The sequence below is a fragment of the Mycobacterium sp. MUNTM1 genome (genome assembly GCF_054660795.1).
The window spans coordinates 1-16375 of the sequence record NZ_BAAGDE010000023.1 but is presented as its reverse complement, the minus strand read 5'-3'; the positions used below and the strand labels follow the sequence as shown (position 1 = coordinate 16375).

The 16375-nt window shown below is 67.7% G+C and carries 19 protein-coding genes and 1 pseudogene; 12 read left to right on the top strand and 8 right to left on the bottom strand.

Features of this window, described 5'->3' with window-relative positions; genetic code table 11:
• Window positions 1-19: 19 nt before the first annotated feature.
• A complete protein-coding gene (locus ACYQ8K_RS14930; protein WP_459970150.1) occupies window positions 20-619 on the top strand; it encodes a TetR/AcrR family transcriptional regulator in 600 nt (199 codons plus the stop codon).
• 27 nt (window positions 620-646) lie between these two features.
• Here ACYQ8K_RS14930 and ACYQ8K_RS14925 read toward each other — a convergent pair whose 3' ends face one another.
• Complete coding sequence (locus ACYQ8K_RS14925) at window positions 647-1516, bottom strand: LysR family transcriptional regulator (protein WP_459970148.1); 870 nt, start codon at window positions 1514-1516, stop codon at window positions 647-649.
• Window positions 1517-1625: 109 nt separating this feature from the next.
• On the opposite strand from ACYQ8K_RS14925, the gene ACYQ8K_RS14920 reads away from it, so the two are divergent.
• From ACYQ8K_RS14920 to ACYQ8K_RS14890, 7 genes are all read left to right on the top strand, one after another.
• Window positions 1626-2018, top strand: coding sequence for a tautomerase family protein (locus tag ACYQ8K_RS14920; RefSeq protein ID WP_459970146.1), 393 nt, complete (start codon window positions 1626-1628; stop codon window positions 2016-2018).
• An 8-nt stretch (window positions 2019-2026) separates the two neighbouring features.
• Window positions 2027-2998 (top strand): NAD(P)H-dependent flavin oxidoreductase, encoded by a 972-nt coding sequence (locus tag ACYQ8K_RS14915; protein WP_459970145.1) that lies wholly within the window; start codon window positions 2027-2029, stop codon window positions 2996-2998.
• A 65-nt stretch (window positions 2999-3063) separates the two neighbouring features.
• Window positions 3064-3546, top strand: coding sequence for a carboxymuconolactone decarboxylase family protein (locus tag ACYQ8K_RS14910; RefSeq protein WP_459970144.1), 483 nt, complete (start codon window positions 3064-3066; stop codon window positions 3544-3546).
• A 17-nt stretch (window positions 3547-3563) separates the two neighbouring features.
• A complete protein-coding gene (locus ACYQ8K_RS14905) occupies window positions 3564-4205 on the top strand; it encodes a nitroreductase family protein (RefSeq protein ID WP_459970142.1) in 642 nt (213 codons plus the stop codon).
• Window positions 4205-4699, top strand: coding sequence for an SRPBCC family protein (locus ACYQ8K_RS14900; RefSeq protein WP_459970141.1), 495 nt, complete (start codon window positions 4205-4207; stop codon window positions 4697-4699). The genes ACYQ8K_RS14905 and ACYQ8K_RS14900 overlap by 1 nt, the downstream gene beginning before the upstream one ends.
• A 68-nt stretch (window positions 4700-4767) precedes the next feature.
• The gene (locus ACYQ8K_RS14895; RefSeq protein ID WP_459970139.1) at window positions 4768-5409 is read left to right on the top strand and encodes a hypothetical protein; all 642 of its coding nucleotides are present in this window, start codon (window positions 4768-4770) and stop codon (window positions 5407-5409) included.
• 71 nt (window positions 5410-5480) lie between these two features.
• Window positions 5481-6446 (top strand): FAD-dependent oxidoreductase, encoded by a 966-nt coding sequence (locus ACYQ8K_RS14890; protein ID WP_459970137.1) that lies wholly within the window; start codon window positions 5481-5483, stop codon window positions 6444-6446.
• Here the strand turns inward: ACYQ8K_RS14890 and ACYQ8K_RS14885 are convergent.
• Together ACYQ8K_RS14885 and ACYQ8K_RS14880 are read right to left on the bottom strand one after the other, a co-directional pair.
• Window positions 6443-6838: a phage holin family protein gene (locus ACYQ8K_RS14885; protein ID WP_459970135.1), complete on the bottom strand. Its 396-nt coding sequence runs from the start codon at window positions 6836-6838 to the stop codon at window positions 6443-6445. The two genes, ACYQ8K_RS14890 and ACYQ8K_RS14885, sit on opposite strands and share 4 nt — an antisense overlap.
• A 47-nt stretch (window positions 6839-6885) precedes the next feature.
• Complete coding sequence (locus ACYQ8K_RS14880) at window positions 6886-7953, bottom strand: amidohydrolase family protein (protein WP_459970134.1); 1068 nt, start codon at window positions 7951-7953, stop codon at window positions 6886-6888.
• 76 nt (window positions 7954-8029) lie between these two features.
• Between ACYQ8K_RS14880 and ACYQ8K_RS14875 the strand changes: the two genes are divergently transcribed.
• Window positions 8030-9292, top strand: coding sequence for an MFS transporter (locus ACYQ8K_RS14875; protein ID WP_459970132.1), 1263 nt, complete (start codon window positions 8030-8032; stop codon window positions 9290-9292).
• A gap of 78 nt (window positions 9293-9370) precedes the next feature.
• On the opposite strand, the gene ACYQ8K_RS14870 is transcribed toward ACYQ8K_RS14875, so the two are convergent.
• Window positions 9371-10657, bottom strand: coding sequence for a competence/damage-inducible protein A (locus ACYQ8K_RS14870; protein WP_459970131.1), 1287 nt, complete (start codon window positions 10655-10657; stop codon window positions 9371-9373).
• Between the two features lie 39 nt (window positions 10658-10696).
• On the opposite strand from ACYQ8K_RS14870, the gene ACYQ8K_RS14865 reads away from it, so the two are divergent.
• Window positions 10697-11191, top strand: coding sequence for a macro domain-containing protein (locus ACYQ8K_RS14865; RefSeq protein ID WP_459970129.1), 495 nt, complete (start codon window positions 10697-10699; stop codon window positions 11189-11191).
• On the opposite strand, the gene ACYQ8K_RS14860 is transcribed toward ACYQ8K_RS14865, so the two are convergent.
• A complete protein-coding gene (locus ACYQ8K_RS14860; protein WP_459970127.1) occupies window positions 11170-11493 on the bottom strand; it encodes an MTH1187 family thiamine-binding protein in 324 nt (107 codons plus the stop codon). The genes ACYQ8K_RS14865 and ACYQ8K_RS14860 overlap by 22 nt on opposite strands.
• 51 nt (window positions 11494-11544) lie before the next feature.
• Between ACYQ8K_RS14860 and dtd the strand changes: the two genes are divergently transcribed.
• Together dtd and ACYQ8K_RS14850 are read left to right on the top strand one after the other, a co-directional pair.
• Window positions 11545-11976 (top strand): D-aminoacyl-tRNA deacylase, encoded by a 432-nt coding sequence (gene dtd, locus ACYQ8K_RS14855; protein ID WP_459970125.1) that lies wholly within the window; start codon window positions 11545-11547, stop codon window positions 11974-11976.
• A gap of 65 nt (window positions 11977-12041) precedes the next feature.
• Window positions 12042-12953 (top strand): class I SAM-dependent methyltransferase, encoded by a 912-nt coding sequence (locus tag ACYQ8K_RS14850; RefSeq protein WP_459970124.1) that lies wholly within the window; start codon window positions 12042-12044, stop codon window positions 12951-12953.
• A 4-nt stretch (window positions 12954-12957) separates the two neighbouring features.
• On the opposite strand, the gene ACYQ8K_RS14845 is transcribed toward ACYQ8K_RS14850, so the two are convergent.
• The 3 genes and pseudogenes from ACYQ8K_RS14845 to ACYQ8K_RS14835 form a co-directional block, all read right to left on the bottom strand.
• Window positions 12958-13983 (bottom strand): alcohol dehydrogenase catalytic domain-containing protein, encoded by a 1026-nt coding sequence (locus tag ACYQ8K_RS14845; protein ID WP_459970122.1) that lies wholly within the window; start codon window positions 13981-13983, stop codon window positions 12958-12960.
• 28 nt (window positions 13984-14011) lie between these two features.
• A complete protein-coding gene (locus tag ACYQ8K_RS14840; protein WP_459970121.1) occupies window positions 14012-15943 on the bottom strand; it encodes a flavin-containing monooxygenase in 1932 nt (643 codons plus the stop codon).
• Between the two features lie 106 nt (window positions 15944-16049).
• A pseudogene (locus ACYQ8K_RS14835) lies at window positions 16050-16375 on the bottom strand (hypothetical protein); the annotation flags it as partial.

Below are 16375 nucleotides of genomic sequence, written 5' to 3'. Positions count from 1 at the left end.
GGATACGATCACCGCTGAGATGACCGGCCCGGGCAACCGTCACGAGCAACGACGACGATCGACGCATGAGGCACTTCGCCAAGCGGCGTTGAAGAGCTTCGCTCGCAAGGGGTTTGCGAACGTCACCGTCACCGAGCTGGCCCGCGAGGCCGGTGTCACCGAACGCACCTTCTTCCGGCACTTCCCGACCAAGGAAGCCGTGCTCTTCCAGGACTACGAGACCCAGTTGGGGTGGCTGGCCGAAGCGCTGGCCCGGCGACCGGCCTCGGAAGCATTGTTCGACGCGGTGCTGGCCAGCGTCGCGGCCTTCCCGCACGACCTCGAAGTGGTGCGCCAGGCCGCGACCGCCCGTGCCGAGCTGATCAGCGCCGAGCGGATCGCCGGCCACCTGCGGGTGGTGCAGTCCTCGTTCGCCCGGGTGCTCACCGACTTCGTCAGACAGCGGAACCCGGAGCTGGCGAACATCGACCTGGCCGCCGAGGTCGCGGGTTCCGCGATCGCCGCGGCCCTCGTTGCGGCAGTGGAGAATTGGGGCCGCAGGGGTTGTTCGGGCGACCTCGGCGCCGACGTCACCGCGAGTCTGGATCTGGTGCGATCCGGCCTGGCGCCGCTGGCCTGACCCTCCCGTGCCCTCGGGGGCGATCCGTCACGGGTCGGGTACGGCGTCCACGGCCGCCTCGATGAAGCGGCGCAGCACGGGGCCGTTGGCCCGCTTCAAGAACGCCAGCGCGACGGGAATGTCGGGGGCGCCCCGCAGCGCGACGAACCGCACGCCCGGGTGGATGTTGCGTCTGACGGCGACGTCGGGAATCACCCCGATACCCCGGTCGGCGGCGACGGACTCGATCCACTCGTCGAAATTCGTTGTCTCAACCACGGTTTCGGGCCCGACGCCCGCGGGCCACGACCAGGGGCCGGTGGTGCCGCTGGCGGTGTTCACCACCAGCGGCCACCGTGGCACCTCGGCCCAGTCCAACTCGGCGCGCTCCGCGAGGGGCGAATGCATCGCACACACCGCCACGCGTGGCTCGTCGAAAAGGTGCACGATCCGAACGGAGGTCGACGTGACATGCCCGCGCACCAGGGCGACGTCGACCCTTCCCTGCTGGACCGCGCCGAGCGCGTCGTCGGTGCGGATCAGGTTGACCGTGGTCCGGGCGGCCCGCTCGAATCGCATGACGGTGTCCTGCGCCCACGGGTCGGGCAGCAGCCAGCTGAATCCGAGGCGGATGCTCGCCTGTTGCCGCACGGCGTCCACACCGCGTCCCAACTCGGCGAGGACCCGTTCGACGTGATCGAGGAAGATCCGCCCAGCCTGGGTGGTCGCCACGCGTCGCGAACTCCGGTCCAACAGCGTCGCTTCGAGGGCGTCCTCGAGCTGCTGGATGGTTCTGCTCAGCGCCGGCTGGGTGATGCTGAGTTCCTGGGCGGCCTGCGTGAACGATGCGAGTCGGGCCACCGCTGCGAATGCTCGCAGGTGGCGTAACTCGACCCGGCCGGCCTGCACCACGTCCATGCCTGTTGAGCATAGATGCCCTACAGAAGGCATTTCACGCGGGATTCCCATGGACCTACCGTCGGTTGCACTGGATGCGCAATCCGCGCGTTGTCCGCAGGAGGGAAAAATGCCGCTGTTGTATATCGACCTGATCGAGGGCCGTTCGCCCGCCGAGGTGCGTGCACTGCTGGACGCGATCCACGAGACGGTCATCGACGCGTTCGGCGTCCCCGAGCGGGATCGCTACCAGGTGGTGCACACCCACCCGGCCTACGAGATCGTCACGCTGGATACCGGCCTGGGCATCGACCGATCGTCGCGACAGGTGGTCTTGCACGTGGTGAGCCGGCGACGGCCCCGCGAGCTCAAGCAGAAGTTCTATGAGCTGCTGGCGTCCCGCCTCGCGGACCGCTGCGGGCTCGATCCCGCCGACCTGATCGTCTCGGTCACCGAAAACGACGACGAGGACTGGTCTTTCGGCCACGGCAGGGCGCAGTTCCTCACCGGCGAGCTGAAGTGAGCGCCGCGATGGGTCTGAGGACGCGGCTCACCGAGTCGTTCGGAATCGAGCAGCCGATCGTGCTCGCGCCGATGGCGCTGGTCTCCGGGGGCCGGCTCGCGGCGGCGGTGACGCGGGCGGGCGGACTGGGCCTCATCGGTGGGGGCTATCCCGACGCCGAATGGCTGCTGGCCCAGACCGACCGCGCCGAAGGCGCCCGGGTCGGATACGGCTTCATCACCTGGAGCCTGGCCCGAAACCCGGGAGCGCTCGACCTGGCGCTCGAGCAGCGGCCTGCGGCCGTGATGCTGTCGTTCGGCGAGCTACGGCCCTTCGCCGACCGCATTCACGCTGCCGGCGTCCCGCTCCTCGCGCAGGTGCAGAACCTCGCCCAGGCGGGCCAGGCGTTGGACGCCGGGCCGGAGGTCATCGTGGCTCAGGGCGGCGAGGCCGGCGGCCACGGCATGAGCGTGCGGTCGACCTTCACCCTGGTGCCCGAGGTCGTCGATTTCGTGGCGGAGCGCTCGCCCGACACCATGGTGGTGGCCGCGGGCGGCGTGAGCGATGGTCGCGGGTTGGCGGCCGCGCTGGCGCTGGGTGCCGATGGCGCGCTCGTGGGGACCCGGTTCTGGGCGACGCCGGAGGCGCTGGTCTCACCACGGGCACAGTGGCGCGCCGTCGCGGCGGGTGGGGACGACACGGTGCGCACCCGTGTGTATGACGTTGTGCGCCGCCTCGATTGGCCCGCGGGATACGACGCGCGGGCGCTGAGCAACGCCTTTCTGGACACCTGGCACGGTAACGAGGCCGGGTTGTCGGCGCAACTACCCGAAGCGATAAGCGCCTACGAAAAGGCCGTCGCCGCTGAGGATTTCGATACCGCAGCCATATTGATCGGCGAGGGGGTGGGGCGCATCCGCGAGGTCCGTCCCGCCGCGGACATCATCTCCGACATGGTCGGCGAAGCGGCCCACATTCTGAATCGGGACGGCGCGCCCTAGACAGCCGAGCGATGAGTCTGGTTTGCTCAGCTCAGTACGTCTCTGCACCGGGCAGGAGTTCGCTGATGGCCCGACTCAACGTGCCGGATGGTCCCGGCGGCGAAGCCGCCATGATCTGGACGCTACGGCCGGAACTCGGCGGCATGGTCGAGCGCATGATCCGCGGCGCCTACCAGCAGAGCATCCTGCCGGCCGACGAGCGGGAGCTGGCCCGGATGCGCATCGCGCAGATCAACGATTGCGTTGCGTGCTCGGACTTTCGCGCCCAGTCCGTGCTGAACGCCGGGGTCGCGCCCGAGCTGTACGACAATGTCGCCGGGTATGCCGGCTACCCGGGATACACGGCGCGCCAACGCCTTTGCATCGAGTACGCCGAGCGCTTCGCCACCGACCACGCCTCATTGGATGACGCCTTCTTCCAACGACTTCGGCAGTCGTTGACCGACGAGGAGATCCTGGATCTGACGCTGTGCGTCGCCGTCTTCCTCGGCCTCGGGCGCTCGTTGAGCGTGCTGGGCGTCGACCAGTCCTGCGCCATCGACCTCTGACGACCCGGAAGGAACCCATGGACATCGCCACCGTCGACGAACTGCTGAGCACCACCCGGTCGGTTCGCAAACGTCTGGACCTGACCCGCCCGGTAAGTCGCGAGGTGATCCTGGACTGCATCGAGCTGGCGATGCAGGCACCGACGGCCAGCAACTCGCAGGACTGGCGCTGGCTGGTGATCACCGACGCTGACAAGCGTGCCGCGATCGCCGAGATCTACCGCAGCATCGGCGCGCAATACCTGGCGTACGCGGCGGACAACGCGACGGACCCCCAGACGCAGCGGGTGTACCAGAGCGCGATGAGCCTGACCGAGACACTGGCCGACGTGCCGGTGCATGTCATTCCGTGTATCGAACAGCGCATCGACGGCGCCCAATTAGGCATCGCCGCGGCGGCCTGGGCATCGATCATCCCGGCGGGCTGGAGCTTTCTGCTGGCGCTGCGGTCGCGGGGTCTGGGATCGGTATGGACGACGATGCATCTGTTCAAGGAGCAGGAGGTCGCCGAGCTGCTCGGGATTCCGCCCACCGTCACGCAGGCCGCGCTGTTCCCCGTCGCCTACACGATCGGCACCGACTTCCGGCCGGCCAAGCGGCCCCCCGCGGAGACCATCACGTTCTGGAACAGTTGGATACCGGCTGATGGAGAAGGCTGATGCAGTCCTACACCGTGCGATTCCACATCGACGCTCCGCCGCGGAAAGTCTGGCGGGTGCTGCATCCGCCGGCGCCGCCGAACGCCCCACGTCCGCGGGTGCTCACCTGGCCGACCGGCAGCATGGAAATCCTGAACGAGGGCAACGAAGCCGGTGAGGGCCTGGTCCGCACCTGCATCTTCGAAGTGCCCAGATACCTGCTGACCGGCGGCAGGGCGCGATCCTGGGAAACGGTGACCGAGGCAGAACTCAACAAGCTGTCGCGCTACGTGGCCGTCGGCGCCCCACTGTGGTCACGCGCCGAGGGTTATCACCGGCTCGAGGAGCAGCCCGACGGCACCACCGTACTGACGTTCCACGAGACCTATCACGCGTACAACCCGGTGCTGCGCTTCTTCCTCGAACGCCCGGTGCACGCGAAGATTTCCCGCGACAACCTCGAGACCTACGAGCACGCGCTCGGCTACGCCGGCAAGGTGCGGCGGCTCGCGTAGGCGTTCTTCGCGGCTCGGCGATGTCACAACGGTGAATTAGGTTCCTGACCCCGGTACCCTCGATGTCTATGGGTGGAGTAGCTACTGCGGCAAGGTTGGTTGCTGCGGGCCTGATGGTCGCCGGCTTGGCCGCGTCCACCGTGGTCGCCAGTGCCGATCCGGACGAGACGCAGGGACCGGCGCCGGGGCCGTCGGCGTCACCGGCACCGGCCGCGTCACCAGCACCGTCGCCCGGCGCCCCGCCGGAACCAGCCGGGCCGAAGACGACCATCGACAAGGACGGCATCTACGCGGTGGGAACTGACATCGCGCCGGGCATCTACAGCTCCGGGGGCCCCGTCGACAACGGCACCTGCTACTGGAAGCGGACCAGCAATCCGGACGGCGCCCTGATCGACAACGCCATGTCGAAGAAGCCGCAGGTAGTGCAGATCGATCCGGGCGACAAGGCGTTCAAGACCTCGGGCTGCCAGCCCTGGCAGCTGACGCCGGGCGCCGTTCCGCCCTCCACTGCGCCGCCGGCGGGCGTGCAGGGCACCCTCGGCATCCTCAACAGCCTGCTGGGCGGTCAGCAGCAGGCGCGGCCGGCCTCGCCGGCCCCGCAAGCTCCGGCCGCTGCACCGGCCCCGCAAGCTCCGGCGGCCTCCCCGGCCCCGCAGGCACCGGCCGCGCCGGCGACCTCGGCGGCCCCCCAGGCCGCGCATTCCTGACCCGCCTCGGGAGCACTCGACGCTGACCCCGGCGCAACCCGCGGCGGGCCAGTTTTCGCTACCGTGGCGCCGTGGCACATTCGCAGCAGATCCTCGTCGTCGGTGCCGGCGTCAGCGGATTGACGTCGGCCATCTGTCTGGCCGAGGCGGGCTGGCCGGTCCGGGTGTGGGCGGCTGCGACGCTGAAGCGGACGACGTCGGCGGTGGCCGGCGCGATCTGGCTCCCCCCACGGCCCGCCGACCGGGCGGCCGAGACGCTGGGCTGGGTCGAGCACTCGCTGCGGGTGTTCACCGATCTTGCCCGGGATCCCAACTCCGGGGTGCAACTGGCGCCGGTGCTGGCCGTCGGTGAGCTGAGCGCGAGCCAGGCGATGTCGCCGTCGGCCGCGGCCCTGATCCCCGACCTGCGCCCGGCCGACCCGGCCGATGTGCCCGAGGGCTTCGGCGCCGCTTTCCGCGCGACCGTGCCGATGATCGACATGCCGCACTATCTCGACTACCTCACGAGGCGGCTGGCGTCGGCCGGCTGCGCAATCGAGGAGCGTGCGGTGCAATCGCTCGACGAGGCCGCCGACGCCGCCGGAATGGTCGTCAACTGCGCCGGGCTCGCCGCGGGCACGCTGACCGGTGACGACACCGTCCGGCCGCTATTCGGCCAGCATGTGGTGCTCACCAATCCCGGTCTGCGGCAACCGTTTGTGCAAATCAACGACGGTCCGGAATGGACGTGCTACTTCCCCCACCCGCAGCGGGTGGTCTGCGGCGGCATCAGCATCCCCGACCGCTGGGACACCGCGGCCGACCCCGACCTGACCGAACGCATCCTGCGGCGCTGCCGCGCCGTCGAGCCGCGACTCAACGACGCTGAGGTGATCGAGGTGATCACCGGGCTGCGTCCCGACCGTCCGTCGGTGCGGGTGCAGGCCGAGCCGCTGGGGCGGGCGCGCTGCATCCACAACTACGGGCACGGCGGCAACGGCGTCACCTTGTCCTGGGGTTGCGCGCGCGACGTGGTGAGCCTGGCAAACGGCGGCTAGCGTCCGGCGCCGGTGCGCCGAATCACCAAGGACAGCAACCAACTAACGATCGACAGCACGATCGCGGCCCAGATCGCGGTCCACCAGAAATGGTCGATCTGCAGTCCCCAATGCGTGGTGTGCTCGGTGATCCGTGCGGTGATCCACAGCATCAGCGCATTGACGACGACATGGAACAGGCCGAGCGTCAGAATGTACAGCGGGATCGACAAGATCTGTACGACCGGCTTGATGAACGCGTTGACCAGACCGAAGATCACGGCGACGACGAAGATGATGCCGACCCGTTCCAGCTTCGTGTCGCCACCCACGAAGCTCAGGCCGTGCACGAAGAGGGTGACGATCCACAACGCGAGTCCGGTCAATGCGGCGCGCAACAGAAAGGGGCCCATGCCCCGGAATCCTGCCATCCACCCGGCCGGGACGTAAGCCGGACAGCTCAGTTCAGGTTGTAGAAGCGCTGGGCGTTCAGGCCGCCGATCTTTTCCCGGGAGCCCTCACTGATGTCGCCTCGGGTGCGCAGGTGCTTGGTGCTCTCCGGCCATTCGCCGTCCCAGTGCGGGTAGTCGCTGGCGAACATGATGAAATCGTCGCCCAGCACATCGATCACGCCGGGCAGGATCGGTTCCTCCGGCTCGCATGTCACCCAGATGTTGCCCGCGGCCAGATAGTCGTGCGGGTCGCGACGCCAGCCGCGCTCCACCCAGTCGCCGCGCTTCTCGTAGTGCTCGTGCAGCCGATCCATGAAGAAGGGCACCCAGCCCGCGCCCGCTTCCAGGAAGGCGACCCGCAACTCGGGATGGCGCTCGAAGACGCCGCCGGAGACCATCGCGGTCATCGCCGTCATCTGGTCGAACGGAAAACTGATGCAGTGCACCTGGATGTAGTTCGTGAACCGGTCCACGCCGATCTTGGGCAGGTGGATGCCCGGGGCGCCGTGCACGCCCAGCGGCATGCCGAGTTCGACAGCGGCGGCGTAGAACGGGTCGAGGTCGGCATGGTCGAGGTTGCGGCTCTTGAGCGCCGGCGGCACCAAAATCGCAATCAGCCCAAGCTCTTTGGCCTCCGTCATGACGTCGATGGCCACCCTGCCGTGCTCGATCGGTGTCACGGCGACACCGCGCAACCGGCCGCCCGACGAGGCGCAGTAATCCGCGATCCACTGGTTGTACAGGCGGGAGAATCCCGCGGCGAATTCCGGATCCTCGAGACTGGGCGCGCACAGCCCCATGCTCGGATACAGCACCATCGTGTCGATGTGGTCGCGATCCGCGTCGCCCAGCACGCCCTCGGGTGAGCGGCAATTGATGTCGGGAGCCTTGCTGATCCCGTGCTCGGGTGGGCACCCCGCACCCGGGCCCGTGTCCTCCGGGTAATTGCGGCCTTCGAGCCTCAGGCCCGGCCGCCCGTCCGTGCTGAGCGTGACGTGCTGCGGCCACCGTTTGATCGCTTCGATTGCCAGCGAAGAATTCTCGGCAACATGCCCATCGGCGTCGATGATCCGCATGTATCCGGAACATACTCCCGGAATCCGCATGGTGGAACGGGTCGCGCTATCGCGCCGCGTCCTGCACGATGCTGACGTGACCACACAACGGTTGACCGCCGATCAGCGAAACTCCTTCATCGCGGCGATCCTGGGCTGGACGATGGACGCCTTCGACTATTTCATCGTGGTGCTCGTCTACGCCGACATCGCCAAGACGTTCCACCACAGCAAGGCCGAGGTCGCGTTCGTCACGACGGCCACGCTGATCATGCGGCCCGTCGGCGCGCTGCTCTTCGGGCTGTGGGCGGACCGCGTGGGCCGTCGGCTGCCGCTGATGGTCGACGTCATGTTCTATTCGGTGGTGGGCTTTCTGTGCGCGTTCGCGCCGAACTTCACCGTGCTGGTCATCCTGCGCCTGCTCTACGGCATCGGCATGGGCGGTGAGTGGGGGCTGGGCGCCGCGCTCGCCATGGAGAAGGTTCCGGTCGAGCGCCGCGGCTTCTTTTCCGGGTTGCTGCAGGAGGGGTACGCGTTCGGCTACCTGCTGGCCAGCGTCGCCTCATTGGTGGTGATCGACTGGCTCGGCCTGTCGTGGCGGTGGCTGTTCGGCCTGAGCATCGTCCCCGCCCTGATCAGCCTGGTCATCCGCTACCGGGTGGAGGAGTCCGAGGTGTGGGAGGCCGCGCAGGACCAGATGAGGCTCACCAGCACCCGGATCCGCGACGTACTGCGTAGTGGCGCGATCATCCGGCGGTTCATCTACCTGGCGTTGCTGATGACGGCGTTCAACTGGATGAGCCACGGCACGCAGGATGTCTATCCCACCTTCCTGGGGGCGCACACCAACCACGGCGCCAACCTGGCCAGCACGACGGTCAAGTGGATCGTGGTGGTCTACAACGTCGGCGCCATCATCGGCGGGCTCGTCTTCGGCACGCTCTCGCAACGGTTCAGCCGCCGCTACACCGTGGTCTTCTGTGCGGTCCTGGCGCTGCCGATCGTCCCGCTGTTCGCGTACTCGCGCAGCGCGGCGATGCTGTGCCTGGGCTCGTTTTTGATGCAGTTGTTCGTGCAGGGCGCCTGGGGCGTGATTCCGGCCCACCTCACCGAGATGTCGCCGGATGCCATCCGGGGCCTCTACCCCGGCGTGACCTACCAGCTCGGAAACCTGCTGGCGGCGTTCAACTTGCCGATTCAGGAGCGCCTCGCCGAATCACACGGCTATCCGTTCGCCCTGGCGGCGACGATCGTGCCGGTGCTGATCACGGTGGCGGTGCTCACGTTGATCGGGAAGGACGCCACCGGGATTCGGTTCGGCACCACCGAAACCGCCTTCCTGGCAAGCGAAGTGACGTGACGCTGGTCCCCCACGTTGCCGAGCGTCATGCCACCGTGTCTCCCGGCCGCCGCGGCCACGCCAGCGTGACGCTCGGCGTCAGTCGGCGTCCGCGAGGAGGCGCCGCAGCAGGTGCATGGCCACCGTAGTCGAGCGCTCCCGGACATCCGAGCGATTGCCGGGAAGCCGCAGCGTACGGGTGTCGGTGCTACCGTTGGCCGTGACGCTGAAACAGACTGTGCCCACCGGCTTTTCTTCCGTCCCCCCGCCCGGGCCGGCGATGCCGGTGATCGCGACGGCGGTGTCGGCCCCAAAGCGCTGCAGCGCGCCCGCGGCCATCGCCTCGGCCACCGGTTCGGACACCGCGCCATGCGCTTCGATCAGCGCCGGGTCGACGCCGAGCAGCTCCGCCTTCGCTTCGTTCGAGTAGGACACCACACCGCCGGCCACATAATCCGACGAGCCGGGCCGGTCGGTCAGGCGCGCCGCCAGCAGTCCCGCGGTGCAGGATTCGGCCGTCGCAATCCGGTGGCCGGCCAGCAATTGTGCGACCAGATCGTCGACGCGGGAGCCGTCCTCGGAGTAGAGCTGATGTCCGTGCCTCTCCCGCAGCAGCTTGACCAGCTGTGTGTACGCGTCGGCGGCGTCCGGCTCGTAGCGGGTGACCATTTCGATCTCCCCGCGCCGCAGGCAGGTGGTGATCTCGAGTCGCCCAAAGCCGGGCACCGCCTGTTGGGCGTCGCGCAGTGTTTCGGCCAGCCCCGACTCGGGCAGCCCGAACATGCGCAGCATCTCCTGCCGGTAGACCGTCCGGCCGACGATCGCGTCCTGCGCCGCGGATGTCTCGATGGCGGTGTGCCACATGGGCTGCAGCTCGCGCGGCGGACCGGGCAGCACGATCACCGTCGGCTTGCCGGGTACGACGACGCCGGGCGCGGTGCCGACCGGGTCGAGCACCTGCGCCCCCGCGGGCACCATGGCCTGCTTGCGGTTGGCTGCGCGCAGCGACTCGAAAGTGCCGGGGTCCAAGGCGGATTGGAATGCGGGGTTGCGCGACATCAGCTTCTTGAGGATGTTGGCGATCTTCTCTTCGACCTCGGTGTCGAGCACCAGCTCGCGTTCACAGAACCGGGCCACCACCTCGACCGTCATATCGTCGGCCGTCGGTCCCAGGCCGCCGCTGGTGACGATCAGGTCCACCCCCTGATCGGCGAGGAACCGCAGCTGCGCCTCGATGTCGGCCGGGCGGTCGCCGCAGATGGTGATGTGTGCCAGCTCGACGCCCAGCTCCAGCAGGCGATCGGCGATCCAGGGGCCATTCGCATCTTGGACGCGTCCGGTGAGGACCTCGGTTCCGGTGACAACGATTCCTGCGCGTGCGCTCACTGTCATGAGCCTACTGATGGGCTGCGCGACAATGAGCCCATGATCGAGTTAGAGGTACTGCAGGCCGACGTCACCAAGCTCGAACTCGACGCGATCAGTAACGCTGCCAATACGGAGCTGCGGCATGGTGGCGGTGTCGCGGCGGCCATCTCGCGCGCGGGCGGACCAGCCGTGCAGCGGGAATCGACCGAGAAGGCGCCGATCGGGCTCGGTGAAGCGATCGAGACCACGGGCGGCGACATGCCGGCGCGCTATGTCATCCATGCGGCGACGATGGAGCTCGGCGGCCCGACGTCGGCCGAGATCATCGCGGCTGCCACGGCCTCGACGCTGCGCAAGGCCGATGAGCTCGGTTGCCGCTCGCTCGGATTGGTCGCCTTCGGCACCGGCGTGGGCGGCTTTCCGCTTGATGAGGCGGCGCGGCTGATGGTCGATGCCGTCCGGCAGCACCAACCGGGTTCGCTGCGCAAGGTGGTGTTCGCCGTACACGGCGAGGCGGCTGAACGGGCGTTTCAGTCCGCGGTGCGCGGCTGACCCTGCGAGAGGTAGCGCTCGACGGAGGCGACCTTCTGCGTCATCGCGTCGCTGGTTCCGGCACGCCAATCCGCCTTGATCACCGTGCTCACCCTGGGCGCGCGGGCGGCCACGGCCTCGACCGCGCGCTGCACCACGGCCATGACTTCTGCCCAGGTCTCGCCTTCGATGACGGTGAACATCGAATCCGTCTTGTTGGGCAGCCCGGAGTCGCGAACCACGCGAACCGCGTCGGCGACGATCTCGCCGACACCCTCGCCGACTCCCATCGGGGTGACGGAAAACGCGACGAGCACAGACACCCCACGAGCGTACCCAACCGGTGACAGGCCGATCTGGCACCATCGAGGCCCATGCGGGTGTTGGTGCAACGAGTCTCGTCGGCAACGGTCTGGGTGGACGGCGCGGTGGTGGGGGCCATCCACCCTGATGGCCAGGGCCTGCTGGCATTCGTCGGCGTCACCCATAGCGACGACCACGAGAAGGCGCGCCGGCTCGCCGAGAGGCTGTGGCAGTTAAGGATTCTCGCCGACGAGCATTCCGCGGCCGACGTCCGGGCGCCGATTCTGGTCGTCAGCCAGTTCACGCTGTACGCCGACACCGCCAAGGGCCGCCGCCCGTCATGGAACGCGGCCGCTCCGGGAGCGGTCGCCGAGCCGCTGGTCGCGGAGTTCGCCGGGGCGTTGCGGCAACTCGGTGCCGAGGTACAGACCGGCGTGTTCGGCGCGAACATGCAGGTCGGACTCGTGAATGACGGTCCGGTAACAGTGATCTTGGAGCTCTGAGGCCGCCCGGCAGGTACCGTGGGAACGTCGGCTCTTCGCGGCCGGCGCCGACGGGAGGAGCAGGCATGAGCACCACACCCGAATTCGGGTCGCTCCGTTCCGACGATGACAACTGGGACATCGTCAGCAGCGTCGGGTATACCGCGCTGCTGGTGGCGGGATGGCGTGCGTTGCATGCCGTGAGCCCGCGGCCCCTGGTGCGCGACGACTACGCGAAAGTCTTCATCGCCGCGTCGCAGGACCCGTATTTGGCCGGCGTGCTTGCCAATCCGGGTAGCACCGACGACGAGACGGCCTTTCCCCGTCTGTACGGCGTGCAGACCCGGTTCTTCGACGACTTCTTCGATGCGGCCGGCGCGGCGGGTATCCGGCAGGCGGTGATCGTCGCAGCGGGGCTGGATTCGCGGGCGTATCGGCTCGAATGGCCGGAAGGCACAAGGGTCTTCGAAGTCGACCTGCCGAAGGTCCTCGAATTCAAGGCCCGCGTCCTCGGCGATCAGTGCGCCACCCCGAAGGCCCGCCGGATCGAGGTGGCCGCCGATCTCCGCACCGACTGGTCCCGGCCGCTGGAAGCGGCCGGGTTCGACGTGGAGAGTCCGAGCGCCTGGTCGGTGGAGGGGCTGCTGCCCTACCTGACCGACGAGGCGCAACACGCGCTCTTCACCCGGATCAGCGGGCTGAGCGCCCCGGGTAGCAGGATCGCCATCGGTGCGCTCGGATCGCGACTGGACCACGACCAGCTCAACGCTCTGGAGACCGACCACCCGGGCGTCAATGTGTCCGGCAATGTGGACTTTTCAGCGCTGACCTACGAGCCCCAGTCGGACCCGGCGGAGTGGCTCAGTGCCCACGGATGGAGCGTCGAGCCCGTCCGCAACACGCTCGATCTGCAAGCCGGGTACGGCATGACCCCACCGGACGTCGACGTGAAGATCGACAGTTTCATGCGGTCGCAATACATCACGGCGACCAGGTGAGGGGCTAGGGTTTGAGCAGGATCTTCACGTCGTCGCCCGATCGCGACTCCGCGGTCGCGTAACCCTTGGCCGCTTCGTCCAACGGCATTGTGGTGGTGAAGATGCCGTCGACATCGAGCCGCCCCGACTGCAGCAGCGGGATCAATTCCGGCCAGGTGCGCTGCACCGGCGCGGTGGTGAATCGCACTGTCGTGCTGCGGATCAGGCAGCCCAGCGCGTTGAGCGGGAACGGGTTCATGTCGTGCACACCGACGACCGAGACGGTGCCGCCGGGCCGCACGGCGTTGATCGCGTCGGTCAGGGAGGCGTCCGTGGCGACGGCGTCGATCACCGCGTCGGCGCCGCGGCCACCGGTGGCGGCCATGATGGCCTCGAGCGCCGGCGCTTTGACCGGCGTTGCGCCCCACCGGGCGGCGCGGTCCAGTCGGCCATCGACCTGGTCCACCGCGAAAACCGTTGCCGCACCCTGAAAAAGCGCACTGCGCAGCGAACATAGGCCAACCGCACCCAGACCGATGACCGCCACCGTGCCGCCGAACGGAATATCGGCGCGCTGCGCTGCGGCCCAGCCGGTGGCCAGGTTGTCGGTCAGCAGCAGCGCCTGCTCGGTGCTGATGCCGTCGGGCATCTTCAGCAGCTGGAAATCGGCGGCGGGCACCGCGAGCAGGTCAGCCTGCGCACCGCCGAGCACACCACCGCCGAAGATCTGAAAGCCGGAGTGGCACATCACCGGATCGTGGGTGGCGCATCCCGCGCATGCGCCGCAACCGGTGACCGACGACACCAGGACCTGATCGCCGACCTCGACAGTGCGCACGTCCGGCCCGGCGTCCACCACGGTTCCGATGGCCTCGTGCCCGAGCGCGATCGGATCGGGCATCGGGAAGTCGGCCTCGTAGAAGTGCAGATCGGATCCGCAGATGCCGGCGGCTGTCACCTCGACGATCGCCCCGTCGGGCCCGGGCAGGGTCGGATCGGGCCGGGTGTCCACCCGGATGCTGCGGGGGCCGTCGACGACTACGGTGCGCATATTGAGGTGCTCACTTTCGTTGTTGCGCTCAATCTTTCGTTCGCACTGAAAATTGCGACCAGTCGGGCTCGCGCACCGCCGACCAGTACTCGTTGAGCCGCCACGGGCTCACGGTGTGGATCTCCCCGTCGGCGTTCTTGAAGTACGAATGCTTGACCGCGGGATGCGACCACACCATCTTCTTGATCTGGGCCTGTGTCCGCCGATGCCAATCGGCGGCGGCCTCGGGCTTGGGTTCGATGGAGTGCACGCCGGTCTCGGCCAGTCGCGCCAGGCACTGGTCGACGTAGCGCATCTGCAGTTCCGACTGGAAGATCAGGCTGCCGCCGTGGGCCAGGTGAGTACCCGGACCGTAGACGATGAAGAAGTTCGGGAATTGCGGGACGGTGATCCCGAGGTAGGCAAAGGGGCGGCTCCCCCACATCTCATGTAGGTCGGTGCCGTTTCGGCCGGTGACTTTCAGCGGCCACAGCACGTCGGTGTGCCGAAACCCGGTGGCGTACACGATGACATCGACGTCATGCGTGACGCCGTCGGCGGTGATGATGCCGTGCGGCGTAATCTTGTCGATGCCCGTGCGCACCAATTCGACGTTGTCGCGCTGCAGCGTTCGCAACCAGCTGCCGTTGTCCTGCAGGGTCCGTTTGCCACAAGCGGGATAGTCGGGCATCACCTTGGCCAGCAACTCCGAATCCTCGCCGACCTGGCTGGTGATCCATTGCGAGAACATCATGTGCGCGGCGGCGTTGATGTCGCTGACGGCGTGATCCTGGTCCGCATAGCCCGGGTCGCCTTCGGCGGCATCCAGGCCTTTGTCGGATCCGGGCCACATCACCAGGAAGCGGTACCAGCGGCCGTAGAACGGAAGGTGGCGCATCGCCCAGCGCACCCCGTCGCCGACCTCGTCGTGATACATCGGGTTGGGAAACATCCACTGCGCGGTGCGCTGGAACACGGTGAGGTGCTCGACGTCCCCGGCGACGGCGGGGGCGATCTGGAAACCGCTGGCGCCCGCGCCGACAAGCGCGACCCGCTTGCCCTTCAGGTCCACCGAGTGATCCCAGGCCGCCGAGTGAAAGGACGGCCCCTGGAACGTGTCCGCTCCGTCGAAGGCCGGAATGTTGGGACGGTTCAGCTGGCCCACCGCGGTGATGAGCGCACGTGCCCGCACGGTGGTCGTCTCCCCGTCGGCCGATTGTAGCCGCACGTTCCACGCGCCGTCGTCGTCGTTCCACTCGGCCGCGACGACCTCGGTGCGCCACCGCACGTGCTCGGCCAGGTCGTGTTCATCGATGACCTTGGTGAAATAGTCCTGCAGTTCATATTGCTCGGCGAAGAAATGCGTCCAGTCGTTGTTGGGTTCGAAGCTGTAGCAATAGAAATGGTTTGCCACATCTACCCGGGCGCCGGGATAGCTGTTCTCCCACCAGGTTCCGCCGGGGCCGGCGTTCTTCTCCACGATGGTGAACGGGATGTTCGCCTGCTTGAGGCGGACGCCGGCCAGGATGCCGGATTCGCCACACCCGACGACCAGGACCGGAAGCTGGGCGGTGCGCCCGGCCGGCAACGCGGCGGGACGCCGGGGGTCGACGCCGTCGAGGTCGAGCTCCTCGGCAACCAGCGGCAGGTAGTCGTCCGGAACGTGTTCGCACGCCGCCCAATCCAGCATCTCCCTGATGAGTTCGGGGCTCAGCGGCGGCGGTTCGGGGCAACCGCGATCCCGGTACTCGGTGATCACCGTCAGGGCCTCGGCGCGGGCGCGTGCCTTATCCTCCTCCGACATGAACCCCTGGACCTCGTTGAGGAAGATGCCCATCTGCTTGAAGTCGCGGATGAACCTGGGGTCGCCGGTGATGTGGACGAGCGAGAGCAGCAGCGTGGGGACGCTGACCTCCTCTAGCGCGGTGGCGATCTCGGGTGTGGGTGTGGTGAAGGGATCGCCCGCGTAGCGGCTGCGCATCAGCGGATCCTCTCGATGGTTTGGAAGCCAATTACGCTACGCATAGTTTCGTAATTGGCAGCATTACGGTACCCGGTCGCTCGGCACCGGATCAAGACTTCGCGTGCTAGGGATCGTCGCCGTCTTCGGCCAGCAACTTTTCGGGGTGATGAAACTTGTTGACCCGGGGTTGCCCGCGGTCGAGGTGGGGTGGTGGGATCCATTCGGTATCGCCGTTAGCGCGTTTTCGGGTGGTCCAGCCCTTCTCGAGAAGCCGGTGGTGTGGTCCGCACGCCAGAGTGAGTTGGTCGATGTCGGTGCGGTAGGTCCTCGCCCAATCTTCGACGTGATGGATCTTGGGCTTGCCCCGGTTTAGCGGACAGTTTTCATGTGATTCTGACGTAGCTTCGTGGTGTCTGGTACCCCAGCGACGAATGCAGCCGCTTGTTGTTG